This window comes from Streptomyces liliiviolaceus (assembly GCF_018070025.1).
GTDB lineage: Bacteria > Actinomycetota > Actinomycetes > Streptomycetales > Streptomycetaceae > Streptomyces > Streptomyces liliiviolaceus.
The window spans coordinates 1,677,413-1,695,512 of record NZ_JAGPYQ010000002.1 but is presented as its reverse complement, the minus strand read 5'-3'; the positions used below and the strand labels follow the sequence as shown (position 1 = coordinate 1,695,512).

Genomic DNA, 18,100 nt, shown 5'->3' with positions numbered 1-18,100 from the left:
GCGGGAGAAACCTTCTGTTCGAGCGGGCGGTCACTTCAGTGAACCGGCCGCGAGACCGGTGCGCCAGAACCGCTGTAGGAGGATGAACACGACGATCACCGGCACGATCGACACCAGCGAGCCGGTGATGACGGACTGCTGGAGGAGCGGGGCCCGCGCGGTCTGGCCGTTCCACTGGTACAGGCCGAGGGTGATCGGGAACAGGGACTCCTTCTGCAGCATGACCATCGGCAGGAAGAAGTTGTTCCAGATGGCGACGAACTGGAACAGGAAGATGGTCACCAGCGCGGGTGTCATCAGCTTGAACGACACCGAGAAGAACGTGCGGAACTCACCCGCCCCGTCCAGCCGCGCCGACTCGATCAGCTCCTGCGGAACGGCCGCGTTGGCGAAGATGCGCGCCAGGTACACGCCGAACGGGCTGACGATGCTGGGCAGGAACACCGCGAGATAGGTGTTGACGATCCCGGTCGCCGAGAACAGCAGGAACAGCGGGAGCGCCAGCGCGGTGGTGGGTACGAGGACACCGCCGAGGATGACGGAGAAGAGGAACTCCCGCCCGCGGAAACGGAACTTGGCGAGCGCGTACCCGCACAGCGCGGAGATCAGGGTGCCCACGGCGGCGCCCAGCACCGCGTAGATCACGGTGTTGACGGCCCACCGCCCGAAGATGCCGTCGCTGCGGGTGAACAGGACGCGCAGGTTGTCGAACAGGTTGAAGTGCGAGAACGCCAGCCCGTTGGTGGTGGCGAGGTCCCCTTGGGGCTTGGTGGCCGCGACGATGAGGAAGTAGATCGGCAGCAGGAAGTAGATCGCCAGCAGGAGCATCAGGGCCATGGCCGCTGTACGGCCGGCGCGGCTCTCGCGGTTCACACGTGCGTTGCTCACAGGCCGGCCCTCTTCGACGTCAGGCGCATGAATCCGAAGCTCAGGACGAAGGTGATGACGGCGATGACCACCGAGATCGCCGCGGCCTGCTGGTAGTTGTTCCCGGACGCCACCGCGTAGGCGAGCATGTTCGGCGTGAACGTGCTGGAGATGTTCGAGGAGATCTGCCGCAGCACGGCCGGCTCCGCGTAGAGCTGCAGGGTGCCGATGATCGAGAACACCGTGGTCAGGACGATCGACGGGGCGATGATCGGCACCTTGATCCGCCACGCGACGGCCCAGTTGCTCGCGCCGTCCAGCTTGGCCGCCTCGTACAGCTCCTGCGGGATCGACTGCAGCGCCGAGTACATGATGAGCATGTTGTAGCCGGTCCACAGCCAGGTGGAGATGTTCGCCGCCGACCAGAGAACGGCCCCCGGGCCGAGGAAGTCGGGGTCGAGCCCGATGCCGTTCAGCAGGTCCACGACGGGGCTGAGCTGCGGTGAGTAGAGGTACGACCACATGATCGCGGCGATCACACCGGGTACGGCGTACGGCATGAAGGCGGTCATGCGGAAGACCGACTTGAGCCTCAGCAGGGGAGTGTCGAGGAGCAGCGCCATGACCAGGGCGACGAACAGCATGACCGGCACCTGCACGATGCCGAACAGTCCGATGCGCCCGATGCTGGACCAGAACTCGGTGTTCTCGAAGACCTTCTGGTACTGCTCGAAACCGCCGAAGCTCGTGTACGAGGTGCCGTACTGGCCGCCGGTGCGGTGCACGGCGCGGAAGCTCTGCCAGAGCGCGTAGCCGACCGGGACCAGGTAGAACAGCACGAACGGGAGGAAGAAGGGGAGCAGGAACGCGGTGATGGTGCCGGCCCCTCGGTGGTGTCACCACGCGCGGAGTGCGGGTAGCGAGGTCGGTCATGTCGTGCTCACTTGCCTGCCGTGACCGGGATCGCCTGGTCCTTCATCGACTTCACCGCGGCGCTCTGGGCGGCCGACAGCGCGTCGCTCAGGGTGCCGTCGCCGGCCGCGGCCTTCGCCATCGCGTCCTGGAGCGCGAGGTTCACCGTCTTCTGGGTGGGGCCCCAGGTGAAACTGGTGTCGATCTTCTTGGACGAGTCCGCGAAGACATCGAAGATCTTCTCGTTGTTGTAGTACGGAACGCCCTTGGCCAGCGCGGGCAGTTGCAGCCCGGCGTTGGCGGCCGGGTAGAGACCGCCCAGTTTGTTCGCCAGCGCCAGCGCCTCGGGGTCGGTGTTCAGCCAGGTGTTGAACTCGACCGACTCGTAGAGGTGCTTGCCGCCCTTCATGAAGGCGACGGTCGAGCCGCCCCAGTCGCCGGAGGCGCCGTTCGCGCCCCACGTCGGCATCGGGACGATGCTCCACTTGCCGGCCTGCTTGGGCAGGTTGTCGCGGAACATGCTGTAGCCCCAGGCCGCGCCCACATAGCTGGCGATCTGGTCCTTCTGGTACGCGGCGTACATCTGCGTCGACCCGTTGGCGAGGTCGGTGCGCACGAGCTTGTCGGAGATCAGCTTCTGCCAGTACTCGGCGACCTGCTTGCTCTGCTCGGACTCGACGGTCACATGCCACTTGTCGCCGGAGTAGCCGTACATCTTGGCCTGGTTCTGCCAGATGAGCCCGTTGAACCACTCGGCGTTGTTCGGGTCGAAGAACGTGATGTCGAGGTCGGGGTCGGCCTTGTGCAGCTTTTGGGCGGCCGCCGCGTACTCGTCCCAGGTCTTGGGCACGGCCACGTCGTGCTTCTTGAAGATGTCACTGCGTACGAAGAGGGCCATCGGGCCGGTGTCCTGCGGGAGGGCGAACACGCCGGTGTCACCGAAACTGGTCTGCGACCAGGTCCACGGCACGAACTTCGACTTGGCCTTCGCGGCGGCCGAGCAGCCGGAGGCGTCCACGAAGGCGTTCTGCGTGCGCAGGTTGGGCAGTTGGTCGTAGCCGACCTGGGCGAGGTCCGGCGCCTTGTCCGCCTTGAGGGCGTTGCCGAGGGTGCCGTACTGGTCGTTCGAGATGTTCTTCGTCTCGACGTGGATGTCCGGGTTCTTCTTGTTCCACAGGGCGACGACGTCGTCCATGCCCGGAACCGTGTTCCAGTACTGGAGTGTCACCTTGCCCTTCGCGGGCTCGCAGGACGCCGCGGAGGAACTGCCCGACGAGTCGGACGACGAGCATCCGGCGAGTACGAGGACACCGGCGGCCGCGGCGACGACGGTGAGGCGGATGCGCGTGACTGTGTTGCTCATATTTTCCGTTCCAGACAACGGCTAGCGACGGTGCTAGGCGGCTCGATGCTGATCCCTCGGGCGGACTGCCCTATGGGTGGAAGGGACGGGACGCAACGCTGTTCAGGTACTTGTGAGCGCTCCCGTGAACGCTCACGGGAGCGCTCACGGATGTGCTCGGAAGAACGTCGCGAGGTGCAATGCGAAGTGGTCGGAAGTCTGCGCTTCGGCGCGGTTCAATGTCAAGACATTCGGGTCTCGTGCGTTACCGGCGTGTTAAGTGGGTCGTCGGACGGTCGGCTACGCGGACCCGCTGAGCCGCAGTTCGGCGTGTACGACCAGGTCCGTGATCGCGAGCGGGGGCGGCTCCGACAGCAGCCGGGCCACCTGCTCGATGGCCAGCACTCCGAGCCGCCGGGTGTCGAGGGCGACGCTGGTGAGCGGCGGTTCCACGAGCGCGCCGAGCTGCAGCCCGTCGAAGCCTATGACCGCCAGATCCTGCGGCACGCTCCTGCCGGTCCTGCGGGCCTCCCGGAGGGCGCCGATCGCGATGATGTCGTTGAACGTGAACACCGCGGTGACGTCGGGATGCGCGGAGAGCAGCTCCTTGAGCGCCGAGCCGCCGCCGTCGGCCGTCTGGTCCGCGCCGACCACCGCGCCCGGGTCGACACCGTGCGCCGCGGCGGCCGCCGTGAACCATGTGTGCCGGATGCTCGGCTCGGCCCTCGTGTGGTGGTCGAGCATCCCGATCCGGGTGTGCCCCTTCGCGACCAGGTGCGCGACGGCCGCGTGGACGCCCTCCTCGCCGTCGATCCTGATCGAGCTGAACCGGGTGGACCTGCCCTCGCGGCCGATGAGCACCACCGGCATGCCGCGCGTGAACGCCTCCAGCTCGCTCTCGGGGCAGCTGAAGTAGCCGATCACCGCGTCGACCTGCGAACTGATCACCTGGAGTGTGCCGCGCTCCTCCTCCGCGCGGTCGGCGGTGTCGTACACGACGACATGCCAGCCGCGGGTGCGGGCGGCCTCCAGGGCGGCGGCCGCGACCTCAGTGAAGAACGGGTTGAGCAGATCGGGGATGACCAGGCCGATGGTCATGGTGTCCTGGCGGACCAGGCCGCGCGCGAACCGGCTCGGGCGGTAGCCGAGGGCTCGGGCGGCGTCCAGGACGCGTTGTTTGGTGTCGCCGTCGATCTCGTCCTTGTCGTTGAGCGCGCGTGACACGGTCTGCCGGGACACTCCGGCGGACCTGGCGACGTCGTTGATCGTGACTTTCCGGGGCTCTGCCCGCTCTGCCCCCGGTGTCGACACCATCGCCTACCTCCTGCTTCTCGCGTCCGCGGGTGTGCGGGCGCGCGTCCTGAGTATGCCGGTAGCTTGCGCGGGCATGCGGACGGGCCGGGGGTGTTTGCGCCGTTCCCCGCGCCCCTTAAGGGCGAAAGACGGGGGGACTGGCTCGTCGGCTTTCACCTGTTGGTCGGTGGGGGTGGGCCGCGCAGTTCCCCGCGCCCCTGAAAGCGGCGGGTGGGGGCGCTCGTTTTCTCGGTGCACCTGTGGGGATGAAAGACCGGGGCGCAGCCCCGTCTTTCAGGGGCGCGGGGAACTGCGCGGGTCACCCCCACCGAGCCGCAGACGGATGCGGACCTCAGTCCCACAGGCCCGGGTCGAACAGGTCGTTCAGGCTTGCCCCCGCCGCCCAGCGTTCGAGCGCGGGGCCGTCCAGGAGCCGCGTGTCACCCTGGCGTTGGGCCCATCGGATGTCCCGGTCGCGGAAAGCCCCCCGGTGCACGACCAGTTGAAGGCGCGGCCCGTCCGTGTGACGGCGCGTGCGGGGATCGGGCAGCGCCTCGTCCGGCAGCGGCTCCGCCACCGGCCGGAACGCCACGTCGAGCTGCCGGCCCGCCGCGTCCCGCGCGTACAGCCGCGGCCGGTCCGGCGCCGGCAGCAGCCGGACCCGCCAACCGTCCCGCCGCAACATCCGCGCGACGGCCAACGCCAGCCCCTGCACGTCCAGTTCGCGTAACTCGTCCGCGGTGTAGCGCCCGTGCCGACGGCGTGCGCCCGGCCGCCGGCGCCGCATCTCCACCGCGACGACGAGGGCCGGCACGGAGAGGCCGACGACCGGCACGAGCGGCCCGCCCGCGCGATACCCCACCGCCAGGCCGGCGGCCACCGCGCACACGACCACGACCGCACCTGCGAGAGCGGGCAGGACGTCACGCAACCTGGGCCCGTAAAGCCCCTGGTCCCGCAGCCGTCGCACGGTGTGCCGCCTGCGGGAGAAGGACGAGCGGGGCGGACCGGACGTCCACGACAGGCGTGCCACAGTGCCAGTCCCCCCAACGCCGCAAGAACCATCCTTGGGGAGAGGAATACCCAGCGTGCGGCCTCATGCCCCCGACGGCGGAGGGAATCCGGCCACGCACCCCGGCGCACGGGAGCACCGGACGGTGCACGGGACAGTGCCTGAGACGGGCTAGCTCCTCCCGTGCGTCACCTCGAACGGCTCGAACGAGACCCGCGTACGCACGCCGTCGTCCGCCCACACCACCTCGACAGCGGCGCCGTCGGCCACCACCTCCGTGACGGCCTCCGCGAGCGGACCGGGTCCCGGTGCGCCGGTGAGGGCGGCCAGGCACACGTGTACGGAGGTGCCGTCCGTCTCGCCGGTCAGACGGGGCAGCTGCGCCCACGGCACATACGCGGTGCCCTGCGGCGCCCGTACCGTCTCCGGCTCGGGACTCCAGCCGTGCAGCCCGTGCAGTGTCGAGACCAGTGGCTCAAGCGGACCGGTCGCCCATCCGGTGTGCGTCAGACGTGTCCCGGCGGGCGCTCCCACCACGCGGTGCACCCGCAGTTCGTGCGCTCCCCGCACCACCGTCACGCTCTCCACCCGCAGCCCCGGAACCATCGGCGGGCCACCCGAGAAGGCGGGCCGGTGCCACGAAGCCGCCCAGCCCCAGCCGTCGCCGTGTCCCGCGCCGAGCGGGTGGATCCGGCGGCGCACACTGCGCCGGCCGCCGACCTCCACCGACAGGTGGTTGTCCGCGATGTTCCCGGACGCGGTCGGGCCGGTCCGGGTCGAGTAGGCCTGCCGCCCGTAGTGCGGATCATCCCCGTCGGCCGACTCCGCCTCGTGCGGCCGCACATGGTCACTGCCGTGATTGTGCAGCCGTACGATCCCGTCCTCGCGTGTCGCCTGTACGAGCAGTCCGGGCGCGGGCAGGGCCAGCACCCGGTCGGCCTCCTCCACCGGCGCGGCCTCCTCCGTGGCGGTCCACAGCGGATGGTCGGCGGGCGCGAGGAGGGAGACGAACGCCTTCGACGCCCAGTACGGCGAGGCCGGTCCGGAGTACGTCTGGAGGGTGGCGTCGTGCGGCCCGTACCAGCCGAGGCTCAGCAGACCGTCGTCGGTCAGCGCCCCGCGGTCGAGGAAGTGCCGCAGGCTTCCGCTGACCAGGCGGCGCGAGGCGCCGGGCGTCAGCGGGGTGTGACCGGTCAGGGAACCGAGGCCGACGGCGGCGGACGCGGCGAAGCGGTAGGCGAGCGACCGGCCGAAGTGCATCGGCGCCCCGTCCGCGCCGAACATCAGCCCGAAGCCGTCGAGGTGCTCGCGCAGCCGGTCGCCGTACCGCGCGAGCAGCGCCGCGTCCCCGCCGAGGTGGGCGTCCAGCACGGGGTACAGGTGCAGCGCCCAGCCGTTGTAGTGGTCGAAGGCGCGGCCGTCCCCGTCCGCGTACCAGCCGTCGCCCCGGTACCAGCCCTCCACCAGGTCAAGCGCCCGCTGCCGTACCGCGGTCGTCTCGGCGTCGCCGCGTCCCACCGACTCCAGGAAACCGGCGACCGTATAGGGGAAGAGGTACCAGTTGTTCGGCGCGGGCACGTGCCGCAGTGATCCGCGCAGCCACTCCTCGACCCGGTCCTGGACTCCGGCGTCGAGACGCTTCCAGAGCCAGGGCGCCGTCAGCCGCAGACCGAGGGCGACCGACGCCGACTCGACCATGGGCTGGCCCTGGACGTCGTGGTCGAGGATCAGCGGCCAGGACTCGGTGTCGTCGCGCCCCGGGGAGCGGGTGCCCGAGGCCAGGCCGTCGGCGTAGCGCTCCAGCCAGCCGTGCGGGTCCTCGCCACCGGCGCCCGCGACGCGGAAACCGGCCGCGAGGAACGTCCGGGCGAAGCCCTCCAGACCGTCGGAGCGCACCCCCGAACGCGAGGGCCGCCCTGGCAGGTCGAGCAGGGCACGGCCCGGCGTGCTCCACCGCCACGCGGCTGCCAGCAGACCGTCGGCGACGGCCTCCCAGTGGGCCCGGGTGTAACCGGTGTACGGGCTCGACGCACGGTCCTCAGAGGGGAGTTCGAAGGGGATGCGGATGCTCATGCCAGGAACGCCAGCCTTTCGCGTCGTACGGGATGGAGGAAGCCGGTGCCCGACGCCCAGCGGGCGGTCTCGGCGAGCGCGAGGTCGGCCAGGCGTCGCCACTCGTTGCCCTGGGAACCCGCCAGATGAGGGGTGATCAGCGCGTTCTCGCAGTCCCACAGGGGGTGGTCCGGCGGCAGCACCTCGGGCTCGGTGACGTCCAGCACGGCCCGGATGCGGCCCGCCAGGACGGCGTCGGTGAGCGCCTCCTGGTCGATGACGGCCCCGCGGGAGGTGTTGATGAGCATGGCCCCGGCCGGCATCGAGTCGATCAGGGCCCGGCCGACCAGGCCCCGGGTGGTGGGCAGCAGTGGGGTGTGCACGCTGACGGTGTCGCAGCGGGCGAACAGCTCCGCCAACTCCACGCGCTCCACGCCGAGTTCGGCGGCGTCCGTGTCACTCACGTACGGGTCGTGGAGCAGCACCCTGATGTCGTGCGGACGCAGCAGCTCGACGACCCGGCGGCCGATCAGCGACGCGGAGAGGATGCCGACGGTGCTGCGGTAGTTCCCGATGGTGTCCGGGGTGCGCAGCCAGTCGTCCCTCCGCCGTGACGCCGTGAAGTCGCGGGCGCGCTCCAGGATCTGTTTGCCGGCGAGGAGGATCATGGCGAGGGTGTACTCGGCGACCGGCAGGGCGTTGGCCGCCGCGGCGGAGGACACCTCGATCCCGCGCTCCCAGCACGCGTCCGTGACATGGGCGCGCACGCTGCCCGCCGTGTGCACCACGGCCCGCAGCCGGGGCGCCGCACGCAGCACCTCCTCGTCCAGGACCGGACAGCCCCAGCCGGTGATCAGCAGGTCGACGTCGGCCAGCAGCGACTTCGCCCGTGGCGTCGACAGATCGTCCAGCACCGGGGGAGCGGCGAGGTCGCAGACCTGCCGGAAGGCGTCGAGCGACGCGCTGTCGAGGACGGCCGCGGCGGCGGCCCGGGACATGGCCAGGGCGGCACGGGGTCGGAAACCAGGACTGGGGAGGTGCGAGGTCACTTGACGGCTCCGGCGGTCAGCCCGCTGCGCCAGAACCGCTGGAGCAGGACGAAGGCGAGGATGAGGGGCAGCACGGCGAGCAACGATCCCATGATCACCACGGGGTAGTACTCCGGCGACACGGACGCCGAGCTGTTCCACTGGTACAGGCCGAGGCTGACCGGATACAGGTCCTGGTCGGACAGCATCACCATGGGCAGGAAGAAGTTGTTCCAGATCGCGGTCAGCTGGAAGAGGAAGACGGTGACGAGACCGGGTCCGAGCATCCGCAGGCTCACCCGTACGTACGTGGTCAGTTCGCCGGCTCCGTCCACGCGCGCGGCCTCCAGCACCTCGTCGGGCACGTACCCCCGGCTGAAGATGCGGCCGAGATAGACCCCGAACGGGTTGAACAGCACCGGGATGAACACGGCCCAGAACGTGTTGACCAGTCCGGCCTCGGAGGCCATCAGATACAGCGGCAGGGCGAGGACCGTCTGCGGCACCATGACCGCCGCGAGGACCAGGCCGAACAGCTTCTCCTTGTGCTGGAAGCGGTACTTGTCGAAGGCGTACCCGCAGGCCATGCTCAGCAGTGCGCCGACCGCGGCGCCGAGGACCGCGTACAGCAGGCTGTTGAGGTACCAACGGCCGTACAGCCCGCCGTCCATGGCGAACAGGTCCTGGAGATTGCTCACGGGGGAGAAGCCGCTCACGGACAGCAGGTCGCTGCTGAACAGGGCGTCCCGGTCCTTGGTCGCGGACAGCACCAGCCACAGCACGGGCAGCAGGGTGTAGAGGACGGAGACCGCCACGACCACGTTGACCGTCGCCCGCCCCAGCAGACGAGGGCGTAGGAAGGAACTGTCGGTGGTGCTCATCGCGCCTCCTCGGCGTCGGCACGGCTGGTGAAGCGGGTGACGCCGTAGGACAGCGCGATCGTGCACACCAGCAGGACCACCGAGGCGGCCGCCGCCAGGCTGTAGTTGTTGCGGGTGAAGGCCGCGTCGTAGATGTACATGCTCGGCGAGAAGCGGGAGCTGATCATCGGTGAGGACTGGCTGAGCAGCATCGGCTCGGTGAAGAGCTGGAGCGCCCAGATCAGGGTGAAGATCGCCACCATCACGATCGAGGCCCGTACCAGCGGTGTCTTGACCTGGAGCGCCGTGCGCACGGGTCCCGCGCCGTCGACCACGGAGGCCTCGATGACCTCGCGGGGCACGGCCTGCAGGGCGGCGTAGAAGACCACCATGTTGTAGCCGAGGTTGCTCCACAGGGCGATGTTCACGATGGACGGGACGACGGCGTGGATGCCGAGGAAGTCGATCGTGATGTCCGCGCGGGCGAAGAGGTCGATGATCGGGCTGATGCCCGGGGTGTACAGGTACAGCCAGATCAGCGCGGCGATGATGCCGGGCACGGCGTGCGGGAGGAACAGGCCCAGTTGCGCGAAGGCGCGCAGCCGCACCACCCCGGAGTCCAGCAGCAGGGCCAGCACCAGCGCCCCGACGACCATGAGCGGGAGGTAGATCAGGCAGTAGAGCGCGACCGTGCCGAGGCCGCCGAGGAAGGTGGGGTCGGTCAGGACGGCCGCGTAACTGCGCAGTCCGACGAAAATGGTGTTCTCGGGGCCGAAGCCGAGCCCCGGCTGGTCGTCGCTGTAGAAGCTGAGGTAGACGGCCGTGCCGACGGGGATCAGGAAGATGGTCGTCAGCAGGACGAAGAACGGACCCATGAGGACGACGACGGCGCCGAATCTGCGGCGGCCGGCGGTCCGGCGGGCGCGCCGGCCGGAGTCGGAGAGGGCCGGGCCGCCGACGCGGGACGCGTCGGTCGGCACCCGGGGCTGAGCGGTGGTGGTCATACGGTGTCACCTGCCTTCTCGTCGGCTCAGGTGGAGCGCTGGGTGGTGGACAGGCCCAGGGCCTTGAGGTCGGGCATGGTGCCCTCCTGCGCGGTGCGCAGCGACTCGGCCAGCGATCCCTGGCCGCCGCCGACGCGGGCGAAGGAGTCCTGCATGACCCGCTGGGTGGCGCTCATCCGCGGCCCCCACAGCCAGCCCTCCCCGATCTTCGCCGCCTCCTGCTCGTACAGGCCGTAGATGTCCTGCCCGCCGTAGTACGACCGGTCGAAGGCCTCGCGGCCCACGGAGACCAGGCCGGGAGCGGCCGGGTACTGACTGCTGTTCCCGCTGGACAGGCGGGCGCGCAGGGCGTCGGGGTGGGAGACCTGCCACTCGATGAACTCCATCGCGGCCTCCGGTCTGCGGCTGTCCTTGGTGACGGCGAACGTCGATCCGCCGTGGGTGCCGACGGAGGGGCTGCCGGTGTCCCACTGGGGGAGCGCGGCGATCCGCCACAGGCCCTTCTGTCCGGGGCGCGCGTTCATCTGGGCGCCTGCGTCCCAGGCGCCGCTGAGCCGGGTGAGGACCAGCCCGTTGCCGATCTGCGCGTCGGACTGGCGGCTCTCGACGGCGTTCACGAACACGTCGTCCCGGTCGATGAGCCGCTGCCAGTACTCCGCGACGCGCCGGGAAGGAGCGTCGGCCAGCGAGACGTTCCAGGCTCCCTGCGAGGTGTCGAACCACTGGGCGCCGGCCTGCCAGGCGTAGGCCGCGAACTGGGTCATCCCGTCCGTCGGGAACAGCACGAGCCGCCGGTCGGGCGCCTTGCGGCGCACGGCACGCGCCTGTTCGGCGAACTCGTCCCAGGTGCGCGCCACCTGGAGGCCGTACCGGTCGAACAGATCGGTGCGGTAGTGCATCACCATGGGCTCGACGTCCAGCGGAACGCTGAACACCCGCTTCTCGAAGGTGGTCTGGGCGAGCGCCTGCGGCAGCAGTTTCCGGCGCAGGGAGTCACTGACGAGATCGGTGATGTCCCGGGCGACCCCGTCGATGGCGAACCCCGGCACCTGCGGATACTCGATGGTCGCGACGTCGGGCGCGTTGCCCGCCCGTGCGGCGTTGCTCAGCTTGGCGTAGCCGCCCTGCCCGCCGGAGGGGATCTGCTGGAAGTCGACCTGCACGCTTTTGTGCGTGCGGTTGAAGGCGTCGACCACCTCCTGGCTGCCGCGCAGCGCGGACCAGAAGGTGATGCGTGTGGTGCGGCCCGTGCCGGCCGACGAGGCTCCGTTCCCTCCGCTGCAGGCGCCCACGGCTCCTGTCAGCGGTACGGCGGCCATCGCGGCGAGCACGGAACGACGATCGGGTCGTCCGGGCATGGCGCCTCCCGCGGCTCCTGCGTGTCCGCGTCCCTGCGGACACGACTGTTCGGGACACGGGAATACTCGACGCTCTCGACCCAAACGGTCAATAGATCGATCAGAAGAAAAACAAACGCTCAAACGCTCATTGATCTGGGGTTCACTGGTCCGGGGAGCCGACCCCGTCCGTGCCGTCGGCCCGGCGCGTGGAGCCGCGCACCATCAGCCGGGGAAGCAACTCGACGCGACGCGCGGGCTGTTGCCCGCCCTCCCGGAGGCGCTGCGTCAGCAGTTCGGCGGCGGCCCGGCCGACCTGCGCCTTGGGCGGGGACACCGCGGTCAGCGGAGACGAGCCCAGCGCGGCCACCACGTCGTCGTACGCCACGACCGAACAGTCCTCGGGCACCCGCACCCCGTCGTCCGCCAGACGCTGTACGACCATCAGCGCGTCCACGTCACTGTGCAGCACCATCGCGGTCGCCCGCACCCGGCGCAGCAGCCGCGGCAGATCCATCGTCTCGTCCGCGGTGTACGGGCCCTCGCGCCCCGCCTGCTCGGAGATCAGCGCCCACGCCCACTCCTCCAGCAGTGGATGGGTCCCGGCGATGCTCGTGAAAGCGGCCCGCAGCGTGCGTGCCGTCGGGCTGTCCTCGCGGGTCGCGAACACGATCCGCCGGTGGCCGAGTCCCACCAGGTGCTCGACGGCGAGATGCGCGCCGTACCAGTGGTCCGAGCAGACCGAGTCCAGGGTGTGGGCGGGGCTGCCCTGCCGCGGCCGGCGCTCCATCAGCACCGTGGGCACCTCCAGCGCGGCCAGCCAGCCGTGGTCGGCCAGCTCCGTCGCCTCGGTGTGCCACCGGGGCGCGAGCAGCAGGCCGCGCGCGCCGTCGGCCAGCGCCCGCTCCACCAGCGGGCGTTCGGCGCCGGCCACCTGGGGCGCGATGTGCAGGGCCATGCGCATCCCGGCCTCCTCCAGCGCGGTACGGGCGCCGTGCAGCGTCTCGGTCAGGTACGAGTGCCGTTCCGGCACCACGACGGCCACCCGGTCACCGTGGGCCAGGTCGTTCGCGGGCATCTCCTGCGCGGGCAGCGTGGAACGGACGACGCCGTGGCCGCGGCGCAGTCTGCCCTCGCGCGTCAGCTCCTCCACGTCACGGCGCACCGTCACCACCGAGACCTGCAACTCGTCGGCGAGGTCCCGGACCCGCGCGGCTCCGCGGGCCTGGACCGCCGCGAGAATGCGCTGACGCCTGCGATCGACCGGCTCCCGCACTGTGCTCCACCCCGAATGTTTGTTTGAGCGATTCAGGTCATCATAACGATCGACCCGGGGTGCCGTCGGGTGAGCCCCGTGAGATCGAGGACGGTCTTCCCGCGGTGAGGTCCCGCCGCCACCGCCGCGTGCGCCTGCGCCGCCCGGTCGGCCGGGAACACCGCCTGGACCGGTACGCGGAACCGTCCCCGCGCCGCCAGCTCCGCGGCGAACGCCAGCCCGTGGCACCCGTCCGGCTGGCCCCCGTAGCGGCCGAGCGAGAGCCGCACCCCGTGTTCGGGACCCATGAAGTCCGCGAGCGTGACCACGGAGTCCGGGCTGCCGGTGAGGGCGACGAGTTCCGCCAGTGAGCCTTTCCCGGCCACGTCGAGGGCATGGTCGACATACGGGATGCCGAGGGCGCGGACCCGTTCGGCCAGGCCGGGGCCGTAGGCGACCGGCGTCGCGCCCAGAGAGGCCAGAAAGGCATGGCTGTCGGGCCGGCCCGTCCCGAGCACGCGTGCCCCTCGCGCCACCGCCAGCTGCACGGCGATGCTTCCGACACCGCCCGACGCGCCGTCGATCAGGAGTGCCGTGCCCTCTCCTCCGGTGGGTGTGCCCTGTTCTCCGGTGAGCGTGTCCTCTTCCCCGGTGAGGCCGAGCAGGTCCAGGGCCCGGGTCGCCGTCTCGACACCCGTCGCCGCGGCGCCCGCCTCGTCCCAGGACCAGACGTCCGGCTTCGCCGCCCAGAACGCGAGCACCGCGAACCGCGCGCTCGCTCCGCCCAGCCGGGCGACGTCCACCGCTCCGAACACCTCGTCGCCGACCGCGTGGCCCGTGACGCCCGGACCGATCTCGTCGATCACCCCGGCCGCGTCCACCCCGGGGACGTGCGGCAGGGCGAGACCCGCGCGTGAGGGGGAGTCGCCGGCCCGTAGCGCGACGTCGACCGGAGACACTCCCGCCGTGCGGACGGCGATCCGTATCTCGCCCGGACCCGCGTGCGGCTCGGGCACGGATCCGACGCCGAGCACCTCCGGGGGACCGAACCGCTCGAACCGTACCGCGCGCATGAGGCACCTTCCCCGCCCGGACCGTCCGGACGTCGGCACACGGTAGACATGGAGGTGGAACGGGTGTTCCGGATCAGGTCGAAGTGAGAGGCGCGGCAGGCACAGTGACTCGGAAAACACGCACGGACGCGGAACACAACCGCCGCCGCATCCTCTCGGTCGCCCGCGCCGCCTTCGCTTCCGAAGGACTCGACCTGCCGATGCGGGAGATCGCCCGCCGGGTCGGCCTGGGCGTCGCCACCGTCCACCGGCACTTCCCCTCACGCGCCGACCTGGTCACCGCGGCGCTCACCGAGCACGTCGCGGCCTGCCGCTCTGACATGCGGGCCGCCCTCGACGACCCCGACCCGTGGCGTGCGCTCAGCGGCGTCGTCCGCCGCTTCGCCGAGCACCGGCTGCGGGACCGCGGCCTGAACGAGGCGCTGTTCGGCTCCCATCCGGCGGCCGCCGCCTTCGCCGCCGACCGCCGCGAGCAGGCACGCGCACTGCGTCGACTCGTCGACCGGGCCCGCGCCGCCGGTGTCGTCCGGGACGACATCGGCGTGGACGACGTGCGTATCTGCCTGGCGGCGATCGCCTCCTTCCGTCTCACCCGGTCCACCGTCGGCCTCCACCGCCTCGTCGACCTCCTCCTGACCGGCCTGACCGCGGACGGTCGGCTCCCCGTGGACGCTGCTCGATCGCGGTGACCGAGTCACCACCGGCGGCGGACGAGGCGTGGGCCCCGCCGGTCGCCGGCGGTTGATCCGGGCAGTGCAGGGCGAGTCGGAGCGGCCGGTCGAGGAGCCGGTCGAGCAGGCTCGTGCTCCTGCCGACGGATCTATGCAGCGGGTGCAGGCGTCATGCCGTCGATGGTCGCGGTGAGGATGCGGGCGAGGCGGGGTTCGACCTCCAGGACGGCGTGGGCGAGGCGGGGGTCGCTGCGGTAGAGCTCGGCGATCTCCGGGCCCGGTGTCGCGATCTGCCAGAACGCGCCGGCGAGCGCGACGGCGGTGGCGATCACGTCGAGGGCGCTGTCGCGGTCCAGCAGGGGGAGCCGCTCGTCCAGGGCGGCGAAGATGTCCTCGCGCGCGGCGAGTGTGGCGAGCTTGAAGTCGCGTACCGCGTCGACCGAGACGTTGCGTTCCAGGTTGAGCGGTGCCTGGGCGAGCAGGTCGCAGAACATCCCGCGCTCCGCGAGCGTCGCCGCGAACGCCTGCGCCACGGCTGCCGGACCGGGCTCCCCGATCTCCCGGAGCCGCGCGGACAGGGCCGGCGCCCATTCCTGCCAGCCGGCCGCGGTGAGCCGCAGGAAGATCTCCTCGCGCGTCTCGAAGTAGCGGAGCAGCGCCGACTTGTGCATCCCGGCCCTAGCGGCGATGTCCGTGAGGGTGACCTGCCTGATGCCGTGCTCGGCCCCGAGGGACCGGGCCGCGTCGAGGATGGCGGCCTCGCGCAGCCGCTTGGCTTCGGGTGAACGCGCGCGCTGGAACTCCGAGGGGGTCATCGCACGATCCTAGCGGAACGCGGTTGCGTTATTAGCGCAACAGTGTTTTGCTAAGTGCATGCAGCAGACATGGTTCATCACCGGCTCCTCGCGCGGCCTCGGCCGTGCCCTCGTCCGTGCGGCACTCGAAGCGGGCGACCTCGTCGCCGCGACCGCCCGCGATCCCGAGCAACTCGCCGATCTCGTAGCCGAGTTCGGCGACCGGGTACGGCCGATCCGACTGGACGTGACCGACCCCGAGGCCGCGCGCTCGGCGCTCGGCGAGGCGATACAGCACTTCGGCCGCATCGACGTACTGGTCAACAACGCCGGCTACGCCAACGTGTCGCCCATCGAGACCACGGAGGACGCCGACTTCCGCACCCAGTTCGAGACGAACTTCTGGGGCGTGTACAACGTCACCAAGGCGGCCCTGCCGATCCTGCGCGAGCAGAAGGGGGGCCTGGTCGTCCAGATCTCCTCCATGGGCGGCCGGGTGGGAGGCAGTCCGGGAATCGCCTCCTACCAGGCGGCGAAGTTCGCGATCGACGGCTTCAGCCGCGTGCTGCGCACCGAGACGGCCCCGCTCGGGGTCAAGGTGCTCGTCGTCGAGCCGAGCGGCTTCCGAACGGACTGGGCGGGTTCCTCGATGGCCGTCCACGCGATCCCGGAGGCGTACGAGCAGACGGTCGGAGCCATGAACACACGCGTCCGCCAAAGTGCCGAAGGGCCGGCGGGCGACCCGGTCCGGGCCGCCGAGATCCTGGTCCGGGTGGCCAAACGCCACGACATCCCGGACCACCTGCCGCTCGGTGTGAACGCGGCCGAAGGGTCCATCCGGCTCGACAGGCGACTTCTTGAGGAGGATCAGAAGTGGCGCGAGGTCAGCCGTTCCGCGGACTTCGCCGAGCCCTACCCCGCCCCCTTCCCGCCCGACCTGGCGACGGCCTGAGCGCGGATCGGCACAGGACGGTCGCCGTTCGGGAGAACGACGTCCGACCCGCTCCCGGTAGCCCCGCCACCGGGAGCGGCCCGATCAGATGCCCGTCACCTTGCCGCTCGCCGAGATCTCGTACGCCAGCGTCACCGTGCGGCGGCCACCGGGAGGGACCGTGACGTTCCAGCGGGCGATGCCCTCGGCGTCGAGGATGTCGGGCGCGGGGGAGCAGACGTCCCCGCGCACGCGGACCTCGACTCCCGAGACCTCGGAGACCGGCACGCGCTCCCGGAGGACGACGGCTCGCTCGTCATCGTCTCCCGGGGCGGCGAAGTGGGACAGGTGCAGACGCACCGTGCGGGTGACCACCGTGCGCTGGGACAGACCGGCCGAGGTACGGGACTCCTCGGAGTGCCGGACCACCCGGAAGTCGTCGGAGCTGCCGAAGGCCAGCTCGACGGGTGCCCCGGGGGCCGCGAACCCCAGCGTCGCGCGGCCGACGAAGCCGCCGCCGCGGACCAGGTCGACGGGGCCCGCGAGCAGCGCGTGCCCGGACCGGTTGTCGAACCGCACCACCTGGGTCACCAGCGGCGAGAGTTCGGGTGAGCAGGCGTACTCGGTGCCGGCCGCCGTCGTGAAAGCGGAGAGCGGTACCCGGTGGGCGCGGCCGTCGCCGGGGACGGACACCGGCGCGGGGGCGCGGAACACCCGGGTCTCACCGGCGTCGTCGACGCCCGGCAGGCCGAGCACCGGGGCCGGGCCGAGGTCCCCGATCTCCTCCTCCCTCAACTCGACGTCGACCGTGCGGCGTTCGGCCGACGAGCGGTCCCGGAGCGTCAGCCTGTCCTGACCCAGCCGCGGCGGCTCGGTGGCCTGCGCGGAGCGGGCCGTCGACAGCGTCAGGCGTACGTCCGACCAGTCCTCGCCGGTCCGTTGCCAGACCATGGCGTCCGTTTCGAGAGTCAGCCGGTCGCCGTCGAGCACGGCCCGGTAGGCGGGTCGCCACAGCGCACACGGCAGGAGGTGGCTCAGGCGCAGACCGACCGGCCCGGCGGTCTCGGCCTCCACGGTCAGCTCGACATGGGCGACCAGTTCGGTGGGCCTGCCCTCCGCGAGGTGCAGGGCATGCCGTGCCTCGCGGAGTTCGACGCCGACCGCCGCCAACCTGCTGTCCGTGGCACGGAGTTGCTCGCCGTAGGTGTCGCGCCCGGTGTCCGCGCGGTCCAGCTCGCCTGTCCACCGGGGCCCGTCGACGGCACCGGAACCCGCGCTCCGGCCGATCTCCCGCAACAGGTCGGCGGCCAGCCGCTCCAGCAGATCGAGACGGACGAGGAGACGATCGCGTACCCGGCCCAGATCGCGCTCTTCCTCCTCCAGGAGGTGCACGCGCCGGCGCAGCGCCGAGTCGTGGTCGGGGGACGGCCGGGGGCCGCGTGGCTCCCAGGTGCGTACGATCCGCGCGTCGAGGACCGTGGCGGGGTGGTCGGTGGTCAGCTCGGCGTGGAGCGAGCGGTCGACGGCCAGCGCGCTGACCGGGCCGAGCCGCAGCCGCTGGACGCCGGGCCCGAGATCGAGGACGGCGTCGCGTTCGACGAGGGAGCGGTCCTCCAGGCAGGTGACGGCGGTGACGGGCAGAGCGATCGGCTGCGCATCCGTGGACATG

General features: G+C 71.0%; 15 protein-coding genes and 1 pseudogene. 2 read left to right on the top strand and 14 right to left on the bottom strand.

What is annotated here, in order from left to right:
- Nucleotides 1-30: 30 nt before the first annotated feature.
- The 12 genes and pseudogenes from J8N05_RS42850 to J8N05_RS42795 all read right to left on the bottom strand — a co-directional run bounded on the left by J8N05_RS42850 (nucleotide 31) and on the right by J8N05_RS42795 (nucleotide 14,035).
- Entirely contained in the window at nucleotides 31-888 is an 858-nt protein-coding gene (locus J8N05_RS42850) for a carbohydrate ABC transporter permease (protein WP_210892903.1), read from the bottom strand.
- Nucleotides 885-1,800 (bottom strand): annotated as a pseudogene (locus tag J8N05_RS42845) (carbohydrate ABC transporter permease). Before J8N05_RS42845 ends, J8N05_RS42850 begins: the two are co-directional and overlap by 4 nt.
- Nucleotides 1,801-1,807: 7 nt before the next feature.
- Nucleotides 1,808-3,142, bottom strand: coding sequence for a type 2 periplasmic-binding domain-containing protein (locus J8N05_RS42840; RefSeq protein ID WP_210892901.1), 1,335 nt, complete (start codon nucleotides 3,140-3,142; stop codon nucleotides 1,808-1,810).
- A 279-nt stretch (nucleotides 3,143-3,421) separates the two neighbouring features.
- Nucleotides 3,422-4,435, bottom strand: coding sequence for a LacI family DNA-binding transcriptional regulator (locus J8N05_RS42835; RefSeq protein WP_210892899.1), 1,014 nt, complete (start codon nucleotides 4,433-4,435; stop codon nucleotides 3,422-3,424).
- A gap of 331 nt (nucleotides 4,436-4,766) precedes the next feature.
- On the bottom strand, nucleotides 4,767-5,447 hold the full coding sequence (locus J8N05_RS42830; RefSeq protein ID WP_210892897.1) for a hypothetical protein: 681 nt from the start codon (nucleotides 5,445-5,447) through the stop codon (nucleotides 4,767-4,769).
- Nucleotides 5,448-5,597: 150 nt separating this feature from the next.
- Complete coding sequence (locus tag J8N05_RS42825; RefSeq protein WP_210894271.1) at nucleotides 5,598-7,493, bottom strand: DUF2264 domain-containing protein; 1,896 nt, start codon at nucleotides 7,491-7,493, stop codon at nucleotides 5,598-5,600.
- A gap of 2 nt (nucleotides 7,494-7,495) precedes the next feature.
- On the bottom strand, nucleotides 7,496-8,527 hold the full coding sequence (locus J8N05_RS42820; protein ID WP_247706921.1) for a hydroxyacid dehydrogenase: 1,032 nt from the start codon (nucleotides 8,525-8,527) through the stop codon (nucleotides 7,496-7,498).
- Nucleotides 8,524-9,387, bottom strand: coding sequence for a carbohydrate ABC transporter permease (locus J8N05_RS42815; RefSeq protein WP_210892895.1), 864 nt, complete (start codon nucleotides 9,385-9,387; stop codon nucleotides 8,524-8,526). Before J8N05_RS42815 ends, J8N05_RS42820 begins: the two co-directional genes overlap by 4 nt.
- Nucleotides 9,384-10,370, bottom strand: coding sequence for a carbohydrate ABC transporter permease (locus tag J8N05_RS42810; RefSeq protein WP_210892893.1), 987 nt, complete (start codon nucleotides 10,368-10,370; stop codon nucleotides 9,384-9,386). Before J8N05_RS42810 ends, J8N05_RS42815 begins: the two co-directional genes overlap by 4 nt.
- Nucleotides 10,371-10,396: 26 nt before the next feature.
- Nucleotides 10,397-11,728: an ABC transporter substrate-binding protein gene (locus J8N05_RS42805; RefSeq protein WP_210892891.1), complete on the bottom strand. Its 1,332-nt coding sequence runs from the start codon at nucleotides 11,726-11,728 to the stop codon at nucleotides 10,397-10,399.
- 142 nt (nucleotides 11,729-11,870) lie between these two features.
- Nucleotides 11,871-12,983 carry a substrate-binding domain-containing protein gene (locus J8N05_RS42800; protein WP_210892889.1) on the bottom strand — a complete coding sequence of 371 codons (1,113 nt, stop codon included), beginning with the start codon at nucleotides 12,981-12,983 and terminating at the stop codon, nucleotides 11,871-11,873.
- 32 nt (nucleotides 12,984-13,015) lie between these two features.
- On the bottom strand, nucleotides 13,016-14,035 hold the full coding sequence (locus tag J8N05_RS42795; RefSeq protein ID WP_210892887.1) for an NADP-dependent oxidoreductase: 1,020 nt from the start codon (nucleotides 14,033-14,035) through the stop codon (nucleotides 13,016-13,018).
- Nucleotides 14,036-14,139: 104 nt separating this feature from the next.
- Between J8N05_RS42795 and J8N05_RS42790 the strand changes: the two genes are divergently transcribed.
- Nucleotides 14,140-14,724 carry a TetR/AcrR family transcriptional regulator gene (locus tag J8N05_RS42790; protein WP_210892885.1) on the top strand — a complete coding sequence of 195 codons (585 nt, stop codon included), beginning with the start codon at nucleotides 14,140-14,142 and terminating at the stop codon, nucleotides 14,722-14,724.
- A gap of 131 nt (nucleotides 14,725-14,855) precedes the next feature.
- On the opposite strand, the gene J8N05_RS42785 is transcribed toward J8N05_RS42790, so the two are convergent.
- Entirely contained in the window at nucleotides 14,856-15,521 is a 666-nt protein-coding gene (locus J8N05_RS42785; RefSeq protein ID WP_210892883.1) for a TetR/AcrR family transcriptional regulator, read from the bottom strand.
- 58 nt (nucleotides 15,522-15,579) lie between these two features.
- Between J8N05_RS42785 and J8N05_RS42780 the strand changes: the two genes are divergently transcribed.
- Nucleotides 15,580-16,452, top strand: coding sequence for an SDR family NAD(P)-dependent oxidoreductase (locus tag J8N05_RS42780; protein ID WP_210892881.1), 873 nt, complete (start codon nucleotides 15,580-15,582; stop codon nucleotides 16,450-16,452).
- 84 nt (nucleotides 16,453-16,536) lie between these two features.
- Here the strand turns inward: J8N05_RS42780 and J8N05_RS42775 are convergent, their stop codons facing one another.
- Complete coding sequence (locus J8N05_RS42775; protein WP_210892879.1) at nucleotides 16,537-18,099, bottom strand: DUF4139 domain-containing protein; 1,563 nt, start codon at nucleotides 18,097-18,099, stop codon at nucleotides 16,537-16,539.
- Between the last annotated feature and the right edge of the window lies 1 nt (nucleotide 18,100).